We start from the raw sequence: 19,929 nt of genomic DNA on the forward strand, positions 1-19,929 counted from the left end.
CTAAAGTGATTAAAATGAGTGATAAAATGCAACTAATTTTTGAGACTGAATCGATACATCTGTTTATAATGCTCTAAATTATTTAAATTAGCTTATGCGAAAAATTCTATTTGGAGTGGTTATTACACTACTTGTTTTATTTGCTTTTAAGTATTGCGGAGAAAAACAAGAAGATAAAATTGTTTTAAAGGAAAACACAAATCTAATTAAAGAACAAATCAAAAATGTTGGTAAGCTTGTTGTGACTGAAGGCCATTTTAGTGAAGTGTTTACATATAAGAATTCCCAGACTTATTTCGGAGATTTATTGGAGGCCAGAAAACAGGCCATTGTAATTGTAAATGCAGATGTCACGGTGAGTTATGATCTTAGTAAAATAGAATATGATATTGATGAGAAGAACAAAATACTTAAAATCACAAGCATTCCTGAAGAAGAAATAACCATTAATCCCGATCTAGAATATTATGATATTCAGTCTGATTTTTTAAATCAATTTGAAGCTAAGGATTATAATGAAATAAAGGAAATAGTAAAAAGCTCATTGATGAAAAAGATTGAAGCTTCTGAATTAAAGTCTAATGCTAAAAACAGGTTGACAAGCGAACTTTCTAAATTTTATATTCTTACCAATTCACTAGGTTGGACCCTAAAGTATTACGAAACACCAATTACATCATTAGAGAATTTCAAAACTGTAGATTTTAAACTATGATATAAATAAGTCTATTTAAATATGGCATTTCTCACTTTGGAGATACCGCCACCATTTATGGCATCAATACCATTTTGCTTTAAGAAACTAGTTGCGTTGGCAGATCTCATACCACTAGCACAATAGACGATAATGGGTTTATTCGTTTTCTTTATTTCATCTACACGATAGTTTAGTTCTTGAAGCGGAATATTAATAGCAGTTTTTATGTGATTTGTATTAAATTCCTTTTCAGTTCTTACATCCAGATAGATGGCACCTTTTTCTATGTATTCTGCTAGTTGATTTGTGGATTGGCCAAATAAAGCGCTTAAAATTCCCATATTTTAATTTTTTATCAAAGATGGGAACTTATCAATTAATTCAGCGTAACTTATGTTACATGTTCAATTTCTAACTAATAATTTTCTCTTAATTTCGCTATTGGTATGGAAAACAAACTTGAATCTCGAAAAGAAGAAATCATTAGAATAGCCACCAAACTTTTTAAGGAGAAGGGTTATAGTGCTGTCACCATGCGAGATTTGGCAAAGTCAATGGGTATAAAAGCGGCAAGCCTTTATAATCATATCAATTCCAAACAAGACATTCTAAAAGATATTATTATTTCGCTTGCAGAACAATTTACTTCTGGTATGCTGGTGATAAAAGAATCAGATAATGATTGTATTGAAAAATTAAATCAAATCATTAAGCTTCATGTAAAACTTTCAAGTCAGAATATTTACGCAATGGCATCTTTAAATAACGATTGGATGCACTTGGAAGCTGAGTTACCTTATTATATAAAATTAAGGTCTGAGTACGAGGAGGATTTTAAAAGTATCTTAGAAAAAGGCATAAACGATGGTGAACTTATGAATATAAAACCAGATGTGATGATGTTTTCTATATTAACGACCTTGCGCTCCCTTTATTTGTGGATACCTAAAAAAGAGGATATAAATCTCACTGAACTGACGGAAGACCTTAGTCAAATTTTACTGAACGGAATTAACAAATAGTTTAGATATTATTTTATAACTTTGCTCAATAAACTAACAAGTGTTAGTTTCATAGTTATAACATTAATATGGCAGTATTTCACAATTTAAAGGTTGAGGATATTTATAAAGAAACTGACGATACTTCTGTGGTTACGATTCAAATTCCAGAGGAATTACGAGACGAGTTCGCCTATAGACAAGGTCAGCACCTAACTTTAAAAGCAGATATTAATGGCGAAGATGTTCGTCGTTCTTATTCGTTGTGTTCCAGCCCTGTAGAGGATAAATGGCAAGTTGCAGTGAAGCAAATACCTGGCGGAAAATTTTCTACTTATATCAATGAGCAACTATCAGCCGGACAAAATATTGAAGTAATGGCACCAAGCGGAACTTTTGGTGTTAAGGTAATGGAAAATGCTTCTAAAAACTATTTATTTTTTGCTGCTGGTAGTGGAATAACACCTGTATTATCAATGATTAAAACCCATTTGGTTGCAGAAGATAACTCAACATGTAAGTTGTTTTATGTAAATAAAACCGCAAAATCAATTATCTTTAAAGAGGAGCTGGAGCAACTGAGAAATAAATACTTTGGAAGACTCGAAATCTATTATTTCTTAACGCAAGAAAAACGAGATATAGATCTGTTTAATGGTAGGTTTGATGATGAAAAAATGGATGTTTTAACCAAAGTGTTCATAGATATACCTGATACTAGTGAAGTGTTTTTATGTGGGCCTGAAAAAATGGTCAATTATGTGAGTAACTATTTAGTTGAAGCTGGATTGCCAAAGGAACTGGTGCATTACGAGCTTTTTGTTACAGGATTGTCAGAAGAAGATATAAAGCGACAGGAACGCTTAGCAAAACATAATATTGAAGGAATAGAGGTGACAATTCTAGATGGTGGGAAAGAGTTCTTGTTTACCATGACTAAGGATTATGATAACATTTTGGATGCTGCACTAGGTGCAGGTGCAGATTTACCATTTGCATGTAAAGGAGGTGTATGTAGTACTTGTAAATGTGAGGTTAAGGAAGGTGAGGTAGAAATGAAGATAAATTATGCCTTAGACGAAAAAGAGGTGTCTCAGAATTTGGTGTTAAGTTGTCAGGCTGTTCCAACAACTAAAAAAGTAATTGTAGACTTTGACGTCTAAAAAATATATTGGAAAAGAGAAATTAAATTGCTTGTGGTTTTTAAACCAATAGCTAAAAAGCTAGTAAAATGAGTGAAGAACAAATCAAAAGTTTAGAAAGACAATTTAACGAACGCATTGAGCGCGATGAAAAAATTGAGCCTAAAGATTGGATGCCAGAGAAATATCGCAAAACACATATTAGGCAGATATCTCAACATGCACATTCGGAAATCGTTGGAATGTTGCCAGAAGGTAATTGGATTACAAGAGCACCATCATTGAGACGTAAAGTGGCTTTGCTAGCTAAAGTTCAAGATGAAGCTGGTCATGGTTTGTATTTATATAGTGCATGCGAAACCTTGGGTGTTTCAAGAGATGAGTTATATGAACAATTGCATACAGGTAAAGCTAAATACTCTAGTATATTTAATTATCCAGCTTTAACTTGGGCAGATATGGGAGCAATTGGTTGGTTGGTAGATGGAGCCGCGATCATTAATCAGGTGCCATTATGTAATACCTCTTACGGTCCTTACGCAAGAGCAATGATTCGTGTTTGTAAGGAAGAAAGCTTTCATCAGAGACAAGGATTTGAGATTATGTTGAAGCTTTGTAACGGTACACCGGAACAGAAAGAAATGGCACAAGATGCTTTAAATCGTTGGTGGTGGCCAAGTTTAATGATGTTAGGGCCTACAGATGATAAATCAGTTCATACGGAACAATCTATGAAATGGAAGTTAAAACGTAAAACTAATGACGAACTGCGTCAGCAGTTTGTAGATCAAACTGTACCACAAGCAGATGTTTTAGGATTAACAATTCCAGATCCAGATTTAAAATGGAATGAAGAACGCCAAAGTTATGACTTTGGAGAAATAGACTGGGATGAGTTCTGGCAAGTTGTAAAAGGTCATGGCCCTATGAATAAAGAACGCATGAAAGCTAGAGTTGGAGCATGGGAAGAAGGCGAATGGGTGCGTGACGCAGCCATGGCTTACGCAGAAAAGAAGCAAGCAAGAAAAGAAAAACAAGCAGTTTAAAATATTAAAGTTATGTCAACAAAAAACTGGCCTCTTTGGGAAATCTTCGTAAGAAGTAAAAACGGATTAGAACATAGGCACTTTGGTAGTCTACATGCAGCTGATGCTGAGATGGCATTAGAAAATGCAAGAGATGTTTATACCAGACGAAATGAAGGTGTTAGTATTTGGGTGGTTGAGTCCAAACATATCACGGCTTCAAATCCAGAAAATAATGGCGAATTATTTGAACCAGCGCAAGACAAAGTGTATCGTCATCCTACATTTTATGATGTACCTGATGAAGTAAAACATATGTAATGAAAAACGAAAATTTATATAATTATATACTGGGTATTGCAGATAATTCATTAATCCTTGGACAACGTCTAGGTGAATTAACTGGCCATGGACCTAGTTTAGAAACAGACATAGCTTGCACCAATATATCTTTAGATTTATTTGGTCAAGTACGAAGTTATTTTCAGTATGCAGGTAAAATTGCGGGAGATGGAAGATCAGAAGATGATATTGCAATGCTAAGAAAAGAAAGGGAGTATAAGAATGTATTATTAGTAGAACAGCCCAATACAAATTTTGCCTATACAATGGCAAGGCAATTTTTATTTGATGCCTATCATTTGGCATTTTTAAAAGAATTGCAAAAAAGTACAGATTTAACTTTAACTGCTATAGCCAATAAGTGTATAAAAGAGGTCAGCTATCATGAGCGCTTCTCATCAGATTGGGTGAGACGTTTGGGTGATGGTACTGCAGAGAGTAAATCTAAAATGCAGGAAGCGATTAACGACTTATGGGTGTATACAGATGAGTTGTTTCATCAAACTGAGGCAGATAAAGCAGTTGTGTCTGAAGGTATTGGTGTAGATGTTACAAGACTTAAAGAGCTTTATTATAAATATGTTACTGAAGTCCTAACTGAAGCGAACTTAGAAGTTCCCGACACTAATTACTTTCAAAAAGGAGGTAAACAAGGAATTCATACTGAGCATTTAGGTTATATACTAGCTGAATTACAATATATGCAACGTGCATATCCAAATATGGAATGGTAAAATGACCGCTATAGAGCAAAATATCGATAATAGATTAGTTAAAATACTAGAAGAGGTTTCAGATCCTGAAATTCCGGTTTTGTCTATAATGGATATGGGTGTTGTACGTTCAGCTATTATCGAAGGTGGTATTGTAAAAGTAGAAATCACACCAACATATAGTGGTTGTCCTGCAATGGACGTCATTGGTGATGATATAAAAAAGGCATTACAAGAGGCAGGTTATGAAAGTGAAGTAGATCTAATTCTGCATCCTGCATGGACCACCGACTGGATTACACCAAAAGGAAGGAAAGCACTTGAAGATTATGGTATCGCAGCACCTCTAGAAGTCGAGGCCGATAAGGAAGTATTGTTACATGGTAAGAGAATTGTAAAATGTACTAATTGTAGTTCGCAAAACACACGACTAGTTAGTCAATTTGGATCTACAGCATGTAAAGCACAGTTTCAATGTGATGATTGTCAAGAGCCATTTGATTATTTTAAATGTCTTAAGTAATGTTAGGATTAAGAACTACAGCGTATATAGTAAATGACTTGGCTGAAGCAAAAGCCTGGTATACTAAAGCTTTTAAAATCGAGCCCTATTTTGATGAGCCTTTCTACGTTGGATTTAATATTGAAGGATATGAGTTGGGCTTAATGCCAGAAGGTGAACAACCAAATATAAAAGGTGAAAATGTCTTGTCATATTGGGGAGTTAATGATATAAATAAAGAATACAAAAGATTGTTAGATTTAGGTGCTACTGAGCACGAAAAACCAATGAATGTTGGCGGTGAACTTATGGTTTGTTCACTAAAAGACCCATGGGGAAATATTATCGGTCTTATCTATAATCCATATTTTAAATTACCAGAATAATATGAGTAACTCAATTCAATTTAAAATTGAAAACAAAGTAGCATATATAACGCTAAACAGACCTGAAGTATTTAATAGCTTTAATCGTGAAATGGCTTTAAACCTTCAAAATATTTTAGACGATTGTGAAACTAATTCTGAAGTTAGAGCAATTGTACTTACAGGAAAAGGAAAAGCATTTTGTGCAGGTCAGGATTTAAAAGAAGTGACTGATCCAGAATTGAATCCTGGTTTTAAAAAAATATTAGAGGAACACTATAATCCCATAATTACGAGAATACGATCCATTAAGAAGCCAATTGTTGGAGCAGTAAACGGTGTTGCAGCAGGTGCTGGAGCAAATATTGCCTTAGCATGTGATATTGTAGTTGCTCATGAGAAAGTGAGTTTTATTCAAGCCTTTAGCCTAATAGGTTTGGTTCCTGATAGCGCAGGAACTTTCTTTTTACCACGACTTATAGGTTTTCAAAAAGCACAGGCACTAGCAATGCTAGGGGATAAGATTTCAGCACAAGAAGCCGAAAAAATGGGAATGATATATAAGTCTGTTTCATTAGATGATTTTGAAGAGACTATTAATCAATTAGCCTTAAAACTTGCTAATATGCCAACTAAAGCATTAGGTCTTATTAAAGAATTATTCAATAAGTCAATGACCAATACTTTAGAAGACCAATTGGCTTTAGAATCTAAATTACAAATTGAGGCAGCAAGTAGTAATGACTATGTAGAAGGTGTGGCGGCATTTATAGAAAAACGTAAGCCAAATTTCAAAGGAAACTAATTGAATAAAGAAGACCTTATAGAAGTTCACAACAGAATAAAACCATTTATTCATAAAACACCAGTATTAAGTTCTGGCTTAATTAATGAAATGGTCGGCGCAAATATTTTTTTTAAATGTGAGAACTTTCAAAAAATGGGAGCCTTTAAAATGCGTGGAGCAGCCAATGCAATTTTATCGCTTTCAAAAAGGGAAAGGGAAAGTGGTGTAGTAACTCATTCCTCTGGGAATTTTGCACAAGCAGTTTCCTTAGCAGCTCAGAAATTAAATGTAAAGGCATACATCGTAATGCCAAAAAATGCACCACAAGTAAAAAAAGATGGTGTAAAAACATATGAAGGCGAAATTATAGAGTGTGAATCAACTCCTCAGGCAAGAGAAGCCACGGCTAAAAAAATAAAAGAAGAAAAAGGAGCTTCCTTTTTACACCCATCTAATCAGGATGAAGTAATTTATGGTAACAGTACGGTTGCTAAAGAATTGTTAGAAGAATTTCCAAATTTAGACGTAATTTTAACACCAGTGGGTGGTGGAGGATTAATTGCAGGTACGGCCTTGGCAGCACACTTTTTTTCCAATAATTGTAAAGTCATTGGTGGTGAGCCAATGGAAGCAGATGATGCGTATCGTTCTTTAATTTCTGGCAAAATTGAAACTAATGATAGTTTTCATACGGTTGCAGATGGATTGAGAACAAATTTAGGAGATCGTAATTTTCCAATTATTCAGAAATTTGTAGATAAGATAATTAGAGTTGAAGAAAATGAAATTATAGATGCAATGCAGATTATTTGGGAGAGAATGAAAATTATCATTGAGCCATCTTGCGCTGTCCCATTTGCGGCAGTATTAAAGAATAAAGAAGAATTTAAAAATAAAAATGTCGGAATTATTTTGTCTGGCGGTAATGTTGATGTAAAAAACTTACCTTTTTAATTTAAAACTATGAACGTAGGAATTATTGGTTCTGGTACAATGGGAAGTGGTATAGCACAAGTTGCTGCGACAGCTGGTTGTTCAGTGAAATTATATGACAACAACATTGATGCCTTACATAGAGCTGAAAATGCTTTGGAAAAAATATTGAAACGACTAATTGAGAAAGGCCGAATTGATGATGATGAAAAAACTAGAATTCAGTCAAATATTGCTTATGTGAATAGTTTAGATGAACTATCTGACTCTAACCTTACTATTGAAGCTATAATTGAAGACTTAGAAATTAAGAAGAAAGTGTTTTCACATCTGGAATTTTATGTTTCAGACGATTGTATTATAGCTTCAAATACATCAAGTTTATCAGTTGCCTCGATTGCATCGGCCTTAGAGAAACCAGAACGTTGTATCGGAATTCACTTTTTTAATCCAGCACCTCTTATGAAACTGGTTGAGGTTATTCCGGCAGTTCAAACTTCTGGAGAAGTACTTTTAAAGTCAGTAGAAATCATTAATGCTTGGAAAAAAACAGTTGCTATAGCAAAGGATACACCTGGATTTATCGTCAATAGAGTGGCAAGGCCGTTTTATGGTGAAGCACTACGAATTTATGAAGAAGGTATCGCAGATTTTGCAACAATAGATTACAGCCTTAAAACAGTTGGTGGTTTCAGAATGGGCCCATTTGAATTGATGGATTTCATAGGTAATGATGTGAATTATACAGTTACTGAATCTGTTTTTACTGCCTTTTATTTTGATCCAAGATATAAACCAGCATTCACGCAAAAACGCCTTGTTGAAGCAGGTTATCTAGGGCGAAAATCAGGAAAAGGTTATTATGATTATAATGAAGGTGCTAATAAGTCTGAACCAAATAAAGATGAGGAATTAGCAAATTCAATTTTCAATCGTGTTTTGGTAATGTTAATTAATGAAGCGGCAGACGCATTGTTTTTAAATATTGCTTCAGCCGAAGATGTTGACAATGCAATGACCAAAGGTGTTAATTATCCAAAAGGTTTATTAGCTTGGGCAGACGAGAAAGGTATCGATTGGTGCATAACAATGTTAGATGATTTGTATAATGAATATCACGAAGATAGGTATCGTTGTAGCCCACTATTACGTAAAATGCAAAGGGAGAATAAAACATTCTTTTAATGAAAGGCGAAGCAATTCCATATAAGATGTTAAGTCAAGATGCCTTCTGTCAATGGTTGGGTATTGAAATTTTAGAGTGTGAGATTGGTCGTTGTAAGTTGGGAATGACCATCAGAAAGGACATGTTGAATAGCATGAATAAAGCACATGGTGGCATAAGCTATTCATTGGCTGATGCGGCTTTTGGATATGCGGCAAATACTCATGGTAAATATGCTGTTTCCATAGAAACTAGTATAAATCATATTGAAGCTTTAGAAGAAGGAGATCATCTGGTGGCAGAATCAGTTATAGAGAAAGTAAATACAAAGTTAGGATTCAATATTATTGAAGTTAGACGTAAAAAAGAATTAGTAGCACTTTTTAAAGGGGTAGTATATAGAACTCAAAAAGATTGGGAAGAATAGAAAAATGAAAGAAGCATATATCATAGATGGTGTACGCACACCAATAGGAAATTATAAAGGAACTTTATCTGCAGTTCGTACAGATGATTTAGCGGCTGTAGTGATTTCAGAGGTTGTAAAACGAAACCCAAACATCCCTAATGATGCTTATGACGATGTAATTATGGGTTGTGCAAATCAGGCTGGTGAAGATAATCGCAATGTTGCTAGAATGGCTTCTTTACTAGCAGGCTTGCCATTTACGGTTCCAGGAGAAACTGTGAATCGTTTATGTAGTTCTGGATTGTCGGCAATAATTCACGCCAATCGTGCGATTAAAGCAGGTGATGGCGATGTGTTTATTTCTGGAGGTGTTGAAAATATGACAAGAGGTCCTTATGTAATGGCAAAACCATCTTCAGCATATGGAGGTGACTCCAAAATGTATGATTCTACCTTTGGATGGCGTTTTGTGAATCCAAAAATGCATCAAATGTATGGAACAGATGGTATGGGAGTTACAGCAGAGAATTTGGTAGAAAAATACAATATCTCAAGACAGGATCAAGACAAGTTTGCATATTGGAGCCAGATGAAAGCTTCTAAAGCACAAGAAAATGGAAGGCTGTCCAAAGAAATAATGACTGTTGAAATTCCACAACGAAAGAAAGACCCAATTCTGTTCTCAAAGGACGAATTTGTAAAACCAAACACATCACTCGAAGTACTTGGGAAATTAAGAGCAGCGTTTAAAAAGGATGGAGGTAGCGTAACTGCAGGAAATTCATCAGGATTAAATGATGGCGCGGCCGCTACTATTATTGCTTCAGAAGATGCTGTAAAGAAATATAGTTTAAAACCTTTAGCAAGAATTGTAAGTTCTGCTGTGGTTGGAGTAGAGCCACAGATTATGGGGATTGGACCTGTGCAAGCGTCTAATAAGGCATTAGAAAAAGTAGGCCTTACTATGGATGATATGGACGTGATTGAATTAAACGAAGCTTTTGCTGCTCAAGCATTGGCTTGTACAAGAGCTTGGGGATTAGAGGATGATGATGAAAGAATAAATCCAAATGGAGGTTCAATAGCAATTGGTCATCCTTTAGGTGTAACTGGAGCACGTATAGCATATGCTGCAGCTTTGGAATTACATGAGCAAAATAAAAAATATGCATTAGTAACCATGTGTATTGGTGTTGGACAAGGTTATGCTGCAATTTTAGAACGTGTATAATATGAAAAAAATACAACATTACGTTCAAGGCAATTGGACAACGGGTAAGGAAGACGGAACACCAGTTCTCGATGCTATAACAGGTGAAGCATTTACTAGTGTAGCGATTGAAGGTCTGGATATTCCTGAAATCTTAAACTACGGAAGATCAAAAGGTGGAGAACAACTTCGGAAAATGACTTTTCAAGAACGAGGCAATATGCTGAAGAAATTGGCATTATATCTCACAAAACGAAAAGACGCCTTTTATGAATTGAGTTATAGAACTGGAGCTACAAAAGTGGATAGCTGGATAGATATTGAAGGTGGATTTGGTAACTTATTTGCTAATGCTTCATTACGTAAATTATTTCCTAATCAAACTTTTCATGTAGAAGGTGATCCTATAGATTTATCAAGAGGTGGCCGTTTTATGGCGCATCATATTATGGTTCCAAAGCGTGGTGTTGCTGTTCATATTAATGCATTTAACTTTCCTGTTTGGGGAATGTTAGAAAAATGTGCTGTGAATTGGATGGCTGGTGTCCCAGCTGTTGTCTTACCAGCACCATCATCATCTTATTTAGCAGAAGCTGTTGCAAGAACTATTATAGATTCAGGAATTCTTCCAGAAGGTGCTTTACAGATCATAAATGGAACAGTAAGATCTATTTTAGATACTGTTGAGTCTCAAGATGTAGTCACTTTCACAGGTTCGGCTCAAACAGGTCGATTACTTAAAGCACATCCTAGATTAATTGAAGAATCTGTGCCTTTCACAATGGAAGCTGATTCATTAAATGCTTCAATTTTAGGAGAAGATGCCATTCCTGGTACACCTGAGTTTGATTTGTTTATTAAAGAAGTCCGCAAAGAAATGACCGTTAAAGCTGGTCAGAAATGTACAGCAATACGAAGAATTATTGTACCTGAAAATTTAGTAGAAGATGTTCAAATTGCTTTGGGTAAAGCTTTAGATAAAGTAACTATTGGTGACCCAAGATTAAAAGAAGTAAGAATGGGATCTTTAGTAAGTCATCAGCAAGTACTTGCCGTTAGAAATTCTGTAAGCGATTTAGCCAAGGAAGCACAAATCGTTTATGGCGATTTAGATAATATTGAGACCATTGGTGCAGATGCTAAAAAAGGCGCATTCATTAGCCCGATTCTTTTAAGAGCAGATCACCCATTTAAAAATACTGTGATTCACGAGCGTGAAGCCTTCGGTCCTGTAAGTACTATAATGCCATATAAAACATTAGATGAAGCTGTGACCTTGGCTCAAATGGGTAAAGGGTCATTAGTGTCTTCAATCGTTACTTATGATGATAAAATAGCTAGAGATTATGTCATTAATGCTGCGAGCCATCATGGTAGAATATTAGTATTAAACCGCGAAAGTGCAAAAGAAAGTACAGGTCATGGTTCTCCGTTACCTTACCTAGTTCATGGTGGTCCCGGTCGTGCAGGTGGAGGAGAAGAAATGGGTGGCATGCGAGGTATTAAACACTATCTGCAACGAACAGCAATTCAGGGTACGCCTACTACAATTTCTGAAATTACAGGTATTTATCAGCAGAACGCAAAATACAAGGAAGCCGAAAAGCACCCATTTAAATACCACTGGGAAGATATCGAAGCTGGTATGTCAATGAAAACGCATAAGCGTACCTTAACAGATAACGATATACAGAATTTTGCCAATTTAACTTGGGACCATTTTTACGCACATACAGATATCACGTCGCTAGACGGAAGTATTTTTGAAAAAAGAACAGCTCATGGTTATTTTATAATTTCTGCAGCAGCAGGTTTATTTGTTTATCCAAATAAAGGACCAGTAGCGGCTAATTATGGATTGGACAGCATTAGATTTTTGCGGCCATTGTACCATAATGATACGATTTACGTCCGTTTAACATGTAAGGAAAAAGTAGATCGTGATGTGGCATCCGCTGAACATCCAAGTGGGATTGTAAAATGGCATGTAGAAGTATTTGATGCAAATTTTGAAAACAGACCAGAAAGTCAAAAAAGTGATAAGGACAGTCCTTTGGTCGCTGTTGCTACGATTTTAACAATGGTTCAGAAAAAGCAAGAAACATTTGTTGAAATTACAGATGAGAAGTTGGATGAATGCTTGTCAAAACTTTCTGAAGATATGAAGCCTAAATGGGGAATCATGACACCACAGCACATGATTGAACATTTAGAGTACACGTATAAAATTGCTTCGGGTGAAATTCAGGACTTTGATATTTCTACACCAGAAAAGATTCTTGAAAAGGTAAAGAACAGTTTATGGAATTACGAAAAATTTCCAAAGAACAGTCAGTTTCCATTACTTGAAAAAGACACACTTGATAAATTAAAGCATGAAAATTTAAGTGTGGCCATTCAGAGATTTAAGGAACAGCGAAAAAGTTATTTAGAGTACTTTAAAGAAAACCCGGAGGCTATATTAAGTAATATGGTATTTGGGGATTTAAATAGATATGAGTGGTATTTATTAGAAAGAAAACATTTGAATCACCACTTTGAACAATTTGGATTAATCTAATTATGGCAGAAGCATACGTAAAACAAACTATAGAAAATGAAGTAGGTTATATTGAGTTTTTTCATCCTGCTCATAATTCATTACCTGGTGACATTTTAGCAGAATTAGCTCAAACTATTACTGATGCTGGAAAAAATGATGCAATTAAGGTCATCGTTTTAAAAAGTGGAGGTGACCGTACCTTTTGTGCTGGAGCAAGCTTTAATGAGCTCATAAATATAAACGATGAAGCAACAGGTAAAATATTCTTTTCAGGGTTTGCAAATGTGATTAATGCAATGCGCAAATGTCCTAAGTTTATAATTGGTCGTGTACAAGGTAAAACCGTTGGAGGTGGCGTTGGTTTAGCCTCAGCAACAGATTATTGCATGGCGACTAAGTTCGCTGCCATAAAGTTAAGTGAACTAAATGTTGGTATAGGGCCATTTGTTGTTGGTCCGGCTGTAGAGCGTAAACTAGGATTAAGTGAGATGTCTCAAATTGCGATTGATGCTAATAGCTTTTATCCAGCTGAATGGGCAAAACAAAAAGGGTTATTTACACAAGTTTTTGAGTCAACTGACAAATTAGATGAGGGGATTAAGACATTTGCTGAAAATTTATGTAACTATAATACTGAAGCCATGAAAGAAATGAAGCAGATGTTTTGGAAAGGTACTGAGGATTGGGATACATTATTAGCTGAGCGTGCTGCAATTAGTGGTCGTTTAGTATTAAGCGATTTTACTAAAGAGACTTTGAAACGATTTAAATAATGATTTATAGTTTTCAAGGATATATTCCTGTTGTTCATGAAAGTAGTTTTGTACATCCTTTAGCTGCTGTAACTGGTAATGTAATAATTGGTAAGAACTGTTACATTGGTCCTGGTGCTGCAATTAGAGGAGATTGGGGGCAAATCATTTTGGAAGATGGAGTAAACGTACAGGAAAACTGTACTATTCATATGTTTCCTGGTAAATCTATAACCTTGAAAGAAAGTGCTCATGTTGGGCATGGTGCAGTAATACATGGTGCTAATCTTGGCAGAAATTGTCTTATAGGTATGAATACGGTGATTATGGATGATGCCGAAATTGGTGATGAAAGTATTGTCGGAGCTATGGCATTTGTAAAAGCTGAAACTAAAATTCCAAAACGTAGTATGGTAGTTGGTAATCCAGCTAAGGTTGTAAAGCAAGTCAGCAATGAAATGATTGCCTGGAAAACAAAGGGAACTCAATTGTACCAACAATTACCTGCGGATTGCCATGCGACCTTAAAGGTGGTTGAGCCACTTAGAGAAGTACCAGATCAAATGAAACTTCAGGATGATGTTTATAAGACATTACGTGAAACGTTCAAGAGGTAGTTGATGCTATAAATATGAATCCGATCGAGAAATTTAGTGGATGGTATGAGGAAGAAATCAAAAGGACTTCAGTGAGAATACCTTCTGCCTGTTGTTTATCTTCTGTGGGTAAAGATGGATATCCAAATTCTAGGTTTGTTTCTCTTAAAGAAGTTTTACAAGATAAATTTGTTATAACTGGTCCTTTAAACTCAAGAAAGGGCAAAGAGTTAATTGCAAACACGAAAACTTCCTTAGTATTTTGGTGGATTGAAACCGAAAGGCAAATTAGAATTCAAGGTGATGCCTTGCAAATTGAAAATGAACTTGCTGATAAATATTTTAGTGACAGAAATAAAGAATCACAAATAGTAAGCCATATAAGTCAACAGGGTTCTGAAATTGATGACTTAGAAAAATTGAATTCATTATTTGAAAAGAAAAAACTCCAATTTTTCGATTCGGAACTAAAAAGGCCAAATGAATGGTCTGGATTTTATATAATTCCGAAGCGAATTGAATTCATGGAGTTTAAGGAAAATCGTTTTCATTTAAGGGAATTATTTACACTTGAAAACGATAATTGGACTAAAGTAGTTTTACAACCCTAATTTATAGCCCAACATTCTTGGCTAGAACATACTCAAATCAATTTCATTTGTTTCTTTCCCTGTAGAAAGTGTAATGAGACTTTGTACGTTTCCTAAATAAGGTAGAAGCGTTAATTTAGAGATAATAAAGTGCTCGTATGCTTCAATATCTTCTACTACAAGCTTTAATAGGTAATCAAAGTTACCGCTAACACGATGACATTCTATAATTTCAGGAAAATTATTAATTTCTGTCACAAATTTTTCCAAATAACTTCTTGTATGTCCTTGAAGCGTAATTCCTATGAACACTGTAAGTTTTAAACCTATCTTTTTATTGTCTAAAACAGCCACGTATTTTTTAATATAACCTTCTCTTTCAAGTTTTTTAATACGTTCAAAAACAGGTGAAGTTGTCATACCTAGCTCATCTGCAATACTTTTGGTTGTTCTGTTGCTGTTTTGCTGGAGAATACCTAGTATTTGAGTGTCTATTTTGTCTAAACTGTATGCCATAAGAATTTTATTTTGTGAAATCAATAAAACACAAATATAAAAAGAATAAAAAATTAATTAAACCGATTTATAAAGAAAAATATTCTGTTTTAATTCAATTTAAAAGTATTTAACACAAGAAAATTTAGATATTAAGTATCTTTGTTCCTTGTATAAATTATATTCAAATTGGCTAAAATTGAATTTAAAATGCCCAGATTGGGTGAGAGTATAACTGAGGCAGCTATCATCACATGGTTTAAGGATGTAGGCGATGCTATTGAAGAAGATGAAATGTTGTTAGAGGTTGCTACCGATAAGGTAGACTCTGAGGTACCATCAAATATTTCAGGTGTGGTTGAAGCAATCTTGTTTGAAGCCAATGATGTAATAAAAATAGGAGATACTATTGCAATAATTGAGAGTAATGGCGAGGTCATTAAATCTAAACCTAAAAAAGACGCTAAACCTAAGAAAGAACAATCTCCAAAAGGAAAACAAACGAAATCGGTAAATAGACCAAAGGTTTCAACAACTCAAATCACAGAAAAGTTTAGTATTTCAAACTCTAACACCTTCTTTTCCCCCTTAATTATTTCAATTGCTAAAGAACATCATATTAGTTATGAAGAACTAGCTAGGATTCCTGCCACTGGCAAAGAAGGAAGACTGCGTAAAAGTGATGTGTTTCAGTATTTAGAAGATGGTAGACCAAATAAGTTTGCACAACCAATAACACAAGATCCAACAGCATTCAGAATTCCTCAACTGTCATTTGATAAAGGTAAAGGTAAGATTTTTGAAATGGATAGAATGCGTCAAATGATTGCTGATCATATGGTGTATTCAAAACATACTTCGCCGCATGTCACAGCCTATGTTGAAGCAGATTTAACCAATATGGTGAATTGGCGAAATGCTAATAAAGAAGCCTTTCAGGACAAGTATTATGAAAGACTAACCTTTACACCATTATTTGTTGAGGCTGTTGCAAAGGCAATTAAAGATTTCCCGAATATAAATGCATCTGTAGACGGGAAGAATATCATTGTAAAAGAAGAAATTAATGTTGGTATGGCAACTGCATTACCAAGCGGTAACTTAATCGTACCAGTTGTTAAAAACGCTGACACAAAAAATTTAACCGAACTAGCAAAAGATGTCAATGCTTTAGTCAATAAGGCACGAGAGAATAGTTTGCAGGCAGACGACATTCAAGGGAGTACGTTTACCATTTCTAATGTTGGAACTTTCGGAAGTGTCATGGGTACACCTATAATTAATCAGCCAGAAGTTGCCATTTTGGCCTTAGGTATAATTAAGAAACGTGCTGAGGTAATTGAATCGGAAAAAGGTGATGAAATCGCTATAAGAAGTATGATGTATTTATCACTTTCTTTTGACCATCGTGTTGTAGATGGCTTTTTAGGAGGAAGTTTTGTACGTCGTGTAGCAGACTATTTTGAACAATTTGATATCAATAGAAAAATATAATGAATTGTCATTCTGAATTTTATTCAGAATCTCATTAAACTAAAACTATGAGTAACAACATTCATATTACCAGAATTGAAAAATCTAATGTAGATCAATTAGACTTCGACAATATTCCATTGGGAACAACTTTTACGGATCACATGTTTATTTGTGATTATGAAAATGGAGCATGGGTAAACCCAAGAATTGAACCATTAAGGCCAGTTCCAACACATCCTGCGGCAATGGCATTACATTATGGTCAGGCAATTTTTGAGGGTATGAAAGCCTACAAGGATACAGATGGTACACCAATGTTATTTAGACCAGAGCAGAATGCTTCAAGGATGAATAAAAGTGCTGATAGAATGGGCATGCCACTATTCCCAGAAGAATTATTTGTAGAAGGGTTAAGAGAACTTGTAAGTTTAGAAAGAAACTGGATTCCACCGCAACAAGGAAGTGCCTTGTACTTAAGGCCATTTATGTATGCTGATGAGCCATTTATAGGTATGAGAGCAGCGACTCATTTTAAGTTTATAATAATGGCTTCACCTGCAGGCCCATTTTTTAGTAAGCACATAAAATTATGGGCTGAAAATTATTTTATAAGAGCTGCACAAGGGGGAACAGGAGAGGCTAAAGCTGCAGGTAATTACGCTGCAGCAATTAGACCAACAGAATTAGCAAAGGCAAAAGGTTACGACCAAGTTTTGTGGTTAGATGCTGAAGAGCATATGTATATACAAGAAGTTGGAACCATGAATATCTTCTTTAAGATCAATGGAGAATTTATTACACCAGAATTAGATGGTTCAGTATTACATGGCATAACAAGAGCAAGTGTGATTGATCTATTGAGAGATATGGGATATAAGGTAACCGAAAGAAAAATTTCAATACTAGAAATTAAGGAAGCTTCAAAAAATGGAGAACTCGAAGAAGCTTTTGGTACTGGTACTGCAGTTGGAATTGCCTATATACAAGAAATAGGAATGGAAGGACATACTATACATGTTTCAGATGAAAGCCCAGTCGGCGTAAAAATCAATGATACGCTTAATGCTATTAAAACAGGTCTAATGGAGGATACTTTTGGATGGATGACGAAAGTTGAAAACGAACTCGCTTAGATGAAAAAAGAAGTTTTAAAGGAAGGGTTTATTAAACTCTGCATGGCCAAGGCTATGACCGAATTATATGAAGCTAATTTCAAAAAAGTTTCAAAATATGTACATGCAACATCTAGAGGACATGAGGCTATTCAGATTGCATTAGGATTGCAATTATTGCCACAAGATTATGCATTTCCTTACTATAGAGATGATGCTATGTTATTAGCATTTGGTTTGAAGCCATACGATTTAATGCTTCAATTATTAGCAAAAAAAGACGATCCATTTTCAGGAGGAAGATCATATTACTCGCACCCAAGTTTAAGGGATGATGATAAACCAAAAATCCCACATCAATCATCTGCAACAGGTATGCAAGCAATCCCGGCAACTGGTGTTGCTATGGGTATGCAATACAAGGAGCAACAAAACTTAAATGATGATTCAGTTGAAAACCCTATTGTTGTTTGTTCCTTAGGCGATGCCTCAGTAACGGAAGGTGAAATAGCAGAAGCGTTTCAGATGGCGGCTTTAAAACAAATGCCAATTCTTTATTTGGTGCAAGACAACGGATGGGATATTTCCGCAATCGCTGAAGAAACTAGAGCTCAAAATGCATTTGAGTATGCACAAGGATTTCATGGTCTTGATGCAATAAGTATAGACGGTGCTAATTTTACAGAAAGCTACCAAGCTTTAGAGGAGGTTATTTCAACAATAAGAAAAGAAAGACGGCCAATTTTGGTACATGCCAGAGTTCCATTATTAAATCATCATACCTCTGGAGTGCGCATGGAATGGTATCGTGACGATTTAGAGGAGGCGAAATCTAGAGATCCTTATCCTGTTATTAAACAGCAGTTATTAGATTCTGGATTTTCAAAACAAGAGCTTAAAACTATGGAGGACTCTGCATACAAACAGGTGGAGTCGGATTTTGAAAAAGCACTGAAAGCAGAGGATCCTAAACCAGAAGATTTATTTACTCACGATTTTGTGCCAACACCAATTACTAAAGAAGAAGGTACTAGAGAGCCGGAAGGAGCGGATAGAGTAGTAATGGTAGATTGTGCATTGTTTGCAGTAGAGGAATTAATGAAAGCGCATAAAGAATGTTTATTATATGGTCAAGATGTAGGTGGTCGTTTAGGTGGTGTATTTAGAGAAGCAGCCACATTGGCTCAAAAATTTGGTGATGATCGTGTATTTAATACACCAATTCAGGAGGCATTTATTGTAGGTTCTACTGTTGGAATGAGTGCTGTCGGTTTAAAACCAATTGTTGAGGTTCAGTTTGCTGATTATATATGGCCAGGATTAAATCAATTATTTACAGAAGTAAGCCGCAGTTGTTATTTGTCTAATGGAAAATGGCCAGTGAGTATGATTCTTCGTGTTCCAATTGGGGCATATGGTAGTGGAGGACCTTATCACTCCTCATCTGTAGAGAGTGTAGTAACTAACATAAGAGGAATTAAAATAGCTTATCCAAGTAATGGAGCTGACTTAAAAGGACTTATGAAGGCAGCTTACTACGATCCAAATCCAGTAGTAATATTAGAACACAAAGGCTTATATTGGTCTAAAGTGCCAGGTACAAAAACAGCGACGTCAATTGAACCTGCTGAAGATTACATTTTACCATTTGGTAAGGCTTGGGTACTTCAAGAAATTTGGAAGCAAGACAACGTTGAAACATTAACTATTGTAGCCTATGGAATGGGAGTGCATTGGGCGTATAATGCTTCTGGTGAATTAGGGATGAGAGATCAAATTGAAATTATTGATTTAAGAACTTTATTTCCTTTGGACGAAGAAACAATTATGAAGTCCGTGAAAAAAACAGGTAAATGTTTAGTTGTTACAGAAGAACCTTCAAATAATAGTTTTGCAAGAGCATTGTCGGGTAAAATTCAAGAAGAGTGTTTCAAGTATTTAGATGCGCCAGTAATGGTAATTGGCAGTGAAAATATGCCTGCTATTCCTTTAAATTCGACGTTAGAGGAAACCATGATTCCATCAACAGAAAAAGTAAAAGCTAAAATTCAAGTACTTTTAGACTATTAATAGAT

22 protein-coding genes are annotated in these 19,929 nt (G+C 35.2%); 20 read left to right on the top strand and 2 right to left on the bottom strand.

The genetic code is table 11. From position 1 onward, the window contains the following. Nucleotides 1-94 precede the first annotated feature (94 nt). Nucleotides 95-715 (top strand): DUF4230 domain-containing protein, encoded by a 621-nt coding sequence (locus ACFWV9_RS13880; RefSeq protein WP_411895834.1) that lies wholly within the window; start codon nucleotides 95-97, stop codon nucleotides 713-715. 11 nt (nucleotides 716-726) lie between these two features. On the opposite strand, the gene ACFWV9_RS13885 is transcribed toward ACFWV9_RS13880, so the two are convergent. Beyond that, on the bottom strand, nucleotides 727-1,038 hold the full coding sequence (locus tag ACFWV9_RS13885) for a rhodanese-like domain-containing protein (protein ID WP_411895835.1): 312 nt from the start codon (nucleotides 1,036-1,038) through the stop codon (nucleotides 727-729). Between the two features lie 105 nt (nucleotides 1,039-1,143). On the opposite strand from ACFWV9_RS13885, the gene ACFWV9_RS13890 reads away from it, so the two are divergent. The 16 genes from ACFWV9_RS13890 to ACFWV9_RS13965 all read left to right on the top strand — a co-directional run bounded on the left by ACFWV9_RS13890 (nucleotide 1,144) and on the right by ACFWV9_RS13965 (nucleotide 14,792). Next, nucleotides 1,144-1,719 (top strand): TetR/AcrR family transcriptional regulator, encoded by a 576-nt coding sequence (locus ACFWV9_RS13890; RefSeq protein ID WP_411895836.1) that lies wholly within the window; start codon nucleotides 1,144-1,146, stop codon nucleotides 1,717-1,719. Nucleotides 1,720-1,787: 68 nt separating this feature from the next. Then, nucleotides 1,788-2,861, top strand: a complete 1,074-nt coding sequence (locus ACFWV9_RS13895; RefSeq protein WP_411895837.1) for a 2Fe-2S iron-sulfur cluster-binding protein — start codon at nucleotides 1,788-1,790, stop codon at nucleotides 2,859-2,861. A 68-nt stretch (nucleotides 2,862-2,929) separates the two neighbouring features. Beyond that, nucleotides 2,930-3,886 carry a 1,2-phenylacetyl-CoA epoxidase subunit PaaA gene (gene paaA / locus ACFWV9_RS13900; protein WP_411895838.1) on the top strand — a complete coding sequence of 319 codons (957 nt, stop codon included), beginning with the start codon at nucleotides 2,930-2,932 and terminating at the stop codon, nucleotides 3,884-3,886. 12 nt (nucleotides 3,887-3,898) lie between these two features. Continuing rightward, nucleotides 3,899-4,186: a 1,2-phenylacetyl-CoA epoxidase subunit PaaB gene (paaB, locus tag ACFWV9_RS13905; protein WP_411895839.1), complete on the top strand. Its 288-nt coding sequence runs from the start codon at nucleotides 3,899-3,901 to the stop codon at nucleotides 4,184-4,186. Beyond that, nucleotides 4,186-4,941: a 1,2-phenylacetyl-CoA epoxidase subunit PaaC gene (gene paaC / locus ACFWV9_RS13910; RefSeq protein ID WP_411895840.1), complete on the top strand. Its 756-nt coding sequence runs from the start codon at nucleotides 4,186-4,188 to the stop codon at nucleotides 4,939-4,941. The genes paaB and paaC overlap by 1 nt, the downstream gene beginning before the upstream one ends. Before the next feature lies 1 nt (nucleotide 4,942). Then, nucleotides 4,943-5,443 carry a 1,2-phenylacetyl-CoA epoxidase subunit PaaD gene (gene paaD, locus ACFWV9_RS13915; RefSeq protein WP_411895888.1) on the top strand — a complete coding sequence of 167 codons (501 nt, stop codon included), beginning with the start codon at nucleotides 4,943-4,945 and terminating at the stop codon, nucleotides 5,441-5,443. Next, nucleotides 5,443-5,808, top strand: a complete 366-nt coding sequence (locus tag ACFWV9_RS13920; RefSeq protein WP_411895841.1) for a VOC family protein — start codon at nucleotides 5,443-5,445, stop codon at nucleotides 5,806-5,808. Before paaD ends, ACFWV9_RS13920 begins: the two co-directional genes overlap by 1 nt. Before the next feature lies 1 nt (nucleotide 5,809). Next, nucleotides 5,810-6,592: an enoyl-CoA hydratase-related protein gene (locus ACFWV9_RS13925; protein WP_411895842.1), complete on the top strand. Its 783-nt coding sequence runs from the start codon at nucleotides 5,810-5,812 to the stop codon at nucleotides 6,590-6,592. Then, nucleotides 6,593-7,528, top strand: coding sequence for a pyridoxal-phosphate dependent enzyme (locus tag ACFWV9_RS13930; RefSeq protein WP_411895843.1), 936 nt, complete (start codon nucleotides 6,593-6,595; stop codon nucleotides 7,526-7,528). It abuts the gene before it with no gap. 9 nt (nucleotides 7,529-7,537) lie between these two features. Further along, on the top strand, nucleotides 7,538-8,692 hold the full coding sequence (locus ACFWV9_RS13935) for a 3-hydroxyacyl-CoA dehydrogenase NAD-binding domain-containing protein (RefSeq protein WP_411895844.1): 1,155 nt from the start codon (nucleotides 7,538-7,540) through the stop codon (nucleotides 8,690-8,692). Continuing rightward, nucleotides 8,692-9,099, top strand: a complete 408-nt coding sequence (locus ACFWV9_RS13940; RefSeq protein ID WP_411895845.1) for a hotdog fold thioesterase — start codon at nucleotides 8,692-8,694, stop codon at nucleotides 9,097-9,099. The genes ACFWV9_RS13935 and ACFWV9_RS13940 overlap by 1 nt, the downstream gene beginning before the upstream one ends. Before the next feature lie 4 nt (nucleotides 9,100-9,103). Then, complete coding sequence (gene pcaF / locus ACFWV9_RS13945; protein ID WP_411895846.1) at nucleotides 9,104-10,312, top strand: 3-oxoadipyl-CoA thiolase; 1,209 nt, start codon at nucleotides 9,104-9,106, stop codon at nucleotides 10,310-10,312. 1 nt (nucleotide 10,313) lies between these two features. Beyond that, nucleotides 10,314-12,851 carry a phenylacetic acid degradation bifunctional protein PaaZ gene (paaZ, locus tag ACFWV9_RS13950; protein ID WP_411895847.1) on the top strand — a complete coding sequence of 846 codons (2,538 nt, stop codon included), beginning with the start codon at nucleotides 10,314-10,316 and terminating at the stop codon, nucleotides 12,849-12,851. A gap of 2 nt (nucleotides 12,852-12,853) precedes the next feature. Beyond that, nucleotides 12,854-13,606, top strand: coding sequence for an enoyl-CoA hydratase/isomerase family protein (locus ACFWV9_RS13955; RefSeq protein ID WP_411895848.1), 753 nt, complete (start codon nucleotides 12,854-12,856; stop codon nucleotides 13,604-13,606). Next, on the top strand, nucleotides 13,606-14,202 hold the full coding sequence (locus tag ACFWV9_RS13960; RefSeq protein ID WP_411895849.1) for a transferase hexapeptide repeat family protein: 597 nt from the start codon (nucleotides 13,606-13,608) through the stop codon (nucleotides 14,200-14,202). Before ACFWV9_RS13955 ends, ACFWV9_RS13960 begins: the two co-directional genes overlap by 1 nt. A 14-nt stretch (nucleotides 14,203-14,216) precedes the next feature. Beyond that, the gene (locus tag ACFWV9_RS13965) at nucleotides 14,217-14,792 is read left to right on the top strand and encodes a pyridoxal 5'-phosphate synthase (protein WP_411895850.1); all 576 of its coding nucleotides are present in this window, start codon (nucleotides 14,217-14,219) and stop codon (nucleotides 14,790-14,792) included. A 21-nt stretch (nucleotides 14,793-14,813) separates the two neighbouring features. Here ACFWV9_RS13965 and ACFWV9_RS13970 read toward each other — a convergent pair whose 3' ends face one another. After that, nucleotides 14,814-15,287, bottom strand: a complete 474-nt coding sequence (locus ACFWV9_RS13970) for an Lrp/AsnC family transcriptional regulator (RefSeq protein WP_411895851.1) — start codon at nucleotides 15,285-15,287, stop codon at nucleotides 14,814-14,816. 168 nt (nucleotides 15,288-15,455) lie between these two features. On the opposite strand from ACFWV9_RS13970, the gene ACFWV9_RS13975 reads away from it, so the two are divergent. Genes ACFWV9_RS13975 through ACFWV9_RS13985 form a run of 3 tightly spaced genes read left to right on the top strand, consistent with a single transcriptional unit; the run spans nucleotide 15,456 to nucleotide 19,924 of the window. Then, nucleotides 15,456-16,760 carry a dihydrolipoamide acetyltransferase family protein gene (locus ACFWV9_RS13975; RefSeq protein WP_411895852.1) on the top strand — a complete coding sequence of 435 codons (1,305 nt, stop codon included), beginning with the start codon at nucleotides 15,456-15,458 and terminating at the stop codon, nucleotides 16,758-16,760. Nucleotides 16,761-16,807: 47 nt separating this feature from the next. After that, complete coding sequence (locus ACFWV9_RS13980; RefSeq protein WP_411895853.1) at nucleotides 16,808-17,875, top strand: branched-chain amino acid aminotransferase; 1,068 nt, start codon at nucleotides 16,808-16,810, stop codon at nucleotides 17,873-17,875. Beyond that, on the top strand, nucleotides 17,876-19,924 hold the full coding sequence (locus tag ACFWV9_RS13985) for a thiamine pyrophosphate-dependent enzyme (RefSeq protein WP_411895854.1): 2,049 nt from the start codon (nucleotides 17,876-17,878) through the stop codon (nucleotides 19,922-19,924). It begins immediately after the preceding gene. The last annotated feature ends 5 nt before the right edge of the window (nucleotides 19,925-19,929 follow it).

The organism is Winogradskyella sp. A2, assembly GCF_046762865.1.
Taxonomy (GTDB): domain Bacteria; phylum Bacteroidota; class Bacteroidia; order Flavobacteriales; family Flavobacteriaceae; genus Winogradskyella.

What these genes read in the sequence shown, in the direction of transcription:
- ACFWV9_RS13965 (WP_411895850.1), top strand. Translation starts at nt 14,217, where the DNA reads ATGAATCCGATCGAGAAATTTAGTGGATGGTATGAGGAAGAAATCAAA.
- paaA (WP_411895838.1), top strand. Translation starts at nt 2,930, where the DNA reads ATGAGTGAAGAACAAATCAAAAGTTTAGAAAGACAATTTAACGAACGC.
- ACFWV9_RS13960 (WP_411895849.1), top strand. Translation starts at nt 13,606, where the DNA reads ATGATTTATAGTTTTCAAGGATATATTCCTGTTGTTCATGAAAGTAGT.
- ACFWV9_RS13970 (WP_411895851.1), bottom strand. Translation starts at nt 15,287, where the DNA reads ATGGCATACAGTTTAGACAAAATAGACACTCAAATACTAGGTATTCTC.
- ACFWV9_RS13895 (WP_411895837.1), top strand. Translation starts at nt 1,788, where the DNA reads ATGGCAGTATTTCACAATTTAAAGGTTGAGGATATTTATAAAGAAACT.
- pcaF (WP_411895846.1), top strand. Translation starts at nt 9,104, where the DNA reads ATGAAAGAAGCATATATCATAGATGGTGTACGCACACCAATAGGAAAT.
- ACFWV9_RS13885 (WP_411895835.1), bottom strand. Translation starts at nt 1,038, where the DNA reads ATGGGAATTTTAAGCGCTTTATTTGGCCAATCCACAAATCAACTAGCA.
- ACFWV9_RS13890 (WP_411895836.1), top strand. Translation starts at nt 1,144, where the DNA reads ATGGAAAACAAACTTGAATCTCGAAAAGAAGAAATCATTAGAATAGCC.
- ACFWV9_RS13880 (WP_411895834.1), top strand. Translation starts at nt 95, where the DNA reads ATGCGAAAAATTCTATTTGGAGTGGTTATTACACTACTTGTTTTATTT.
- paaD (WP_411895888.1), top strand. Translation starts at nt 4,943, where the DNA reads ATGACCGCTATAGAGCAAAATATCGATAATAGATTAGTTAAAATACTA.
- ACFWV9_RS13925 (WP_411895842.1), top strand. Translation starts at nt 5,810, where the DNA reads ATGAGTAACTCAATTCAATTTAAAATTGAAAACAAAGTAGCATATATA.
- ACFWV9_RS13920 (WP_411895841.1), top strand. Translation starts at nt 5,443, where the DNA reads ATGTTAGGATTAAGAACTACAGCGTATATAGTAAATGACTTGGCTGAA.
- ACFWV9_RS13940 (WP_411895845.1), top strand. Translation starts at nt 8,692, where the DNA reads ATGAAAGGCGAAGCAATTCCATATAAGATGTTAAGTCAAGATGCCTTC.
- ACFWV9_RS13955 (WP_411895848.1), top strand. Translation starts at nt 12,854, where the DNA reads ATGGCAGAAGCATACGTAAAACAAACTATAGAAAATGAAGTAGGTTAT.
- ACFWV9_RS13985 (WP_411895854.1), top strand. Translation starts at nt 17,876, where the DNA reads ATGAAAAAAGAAGTTTTAAAGGAAGGGTTTATTAAACTCTGCATGGCC.
- paaC (WP_411895840.1), top strand. Translation starts at nt 4,186, where the DNA reads ATGAAAAACGAAAATTTATATAATTATATACTGGGTATTGCAGATAAT.
- paaB (WP_411895839.1), top strand. Translation starts at nt 3,899, where the DNA reads ATGTCAACAAAAAACTGGCCTCTTTGGGAAATCTTCGTAAGAAGTAAA.
- ACFWV9_RS13935 (WP_411895844.1), top strand. Translation starts at nt 7,538, where the DNA reads ATGAACGTAGGAATTATTGGTTCTGGTACAATGGGAAGTGGTATAGCA.
- ACFWV9_RS13980 (WP_411895853.1), top strand. Translation starts at nt 16,808, where the DNA reads ATGAGTAACAACATTCATATTACCAGAATTGAAAAATCTAATGTAGAT.
- paaZ (WP_411895847.1), top strand. Translation starts at nt 10,314, where the DNA reads ATGAAAAAAATACAACATTACGTTCAAGGCAATTGGACAACGGGTAAG.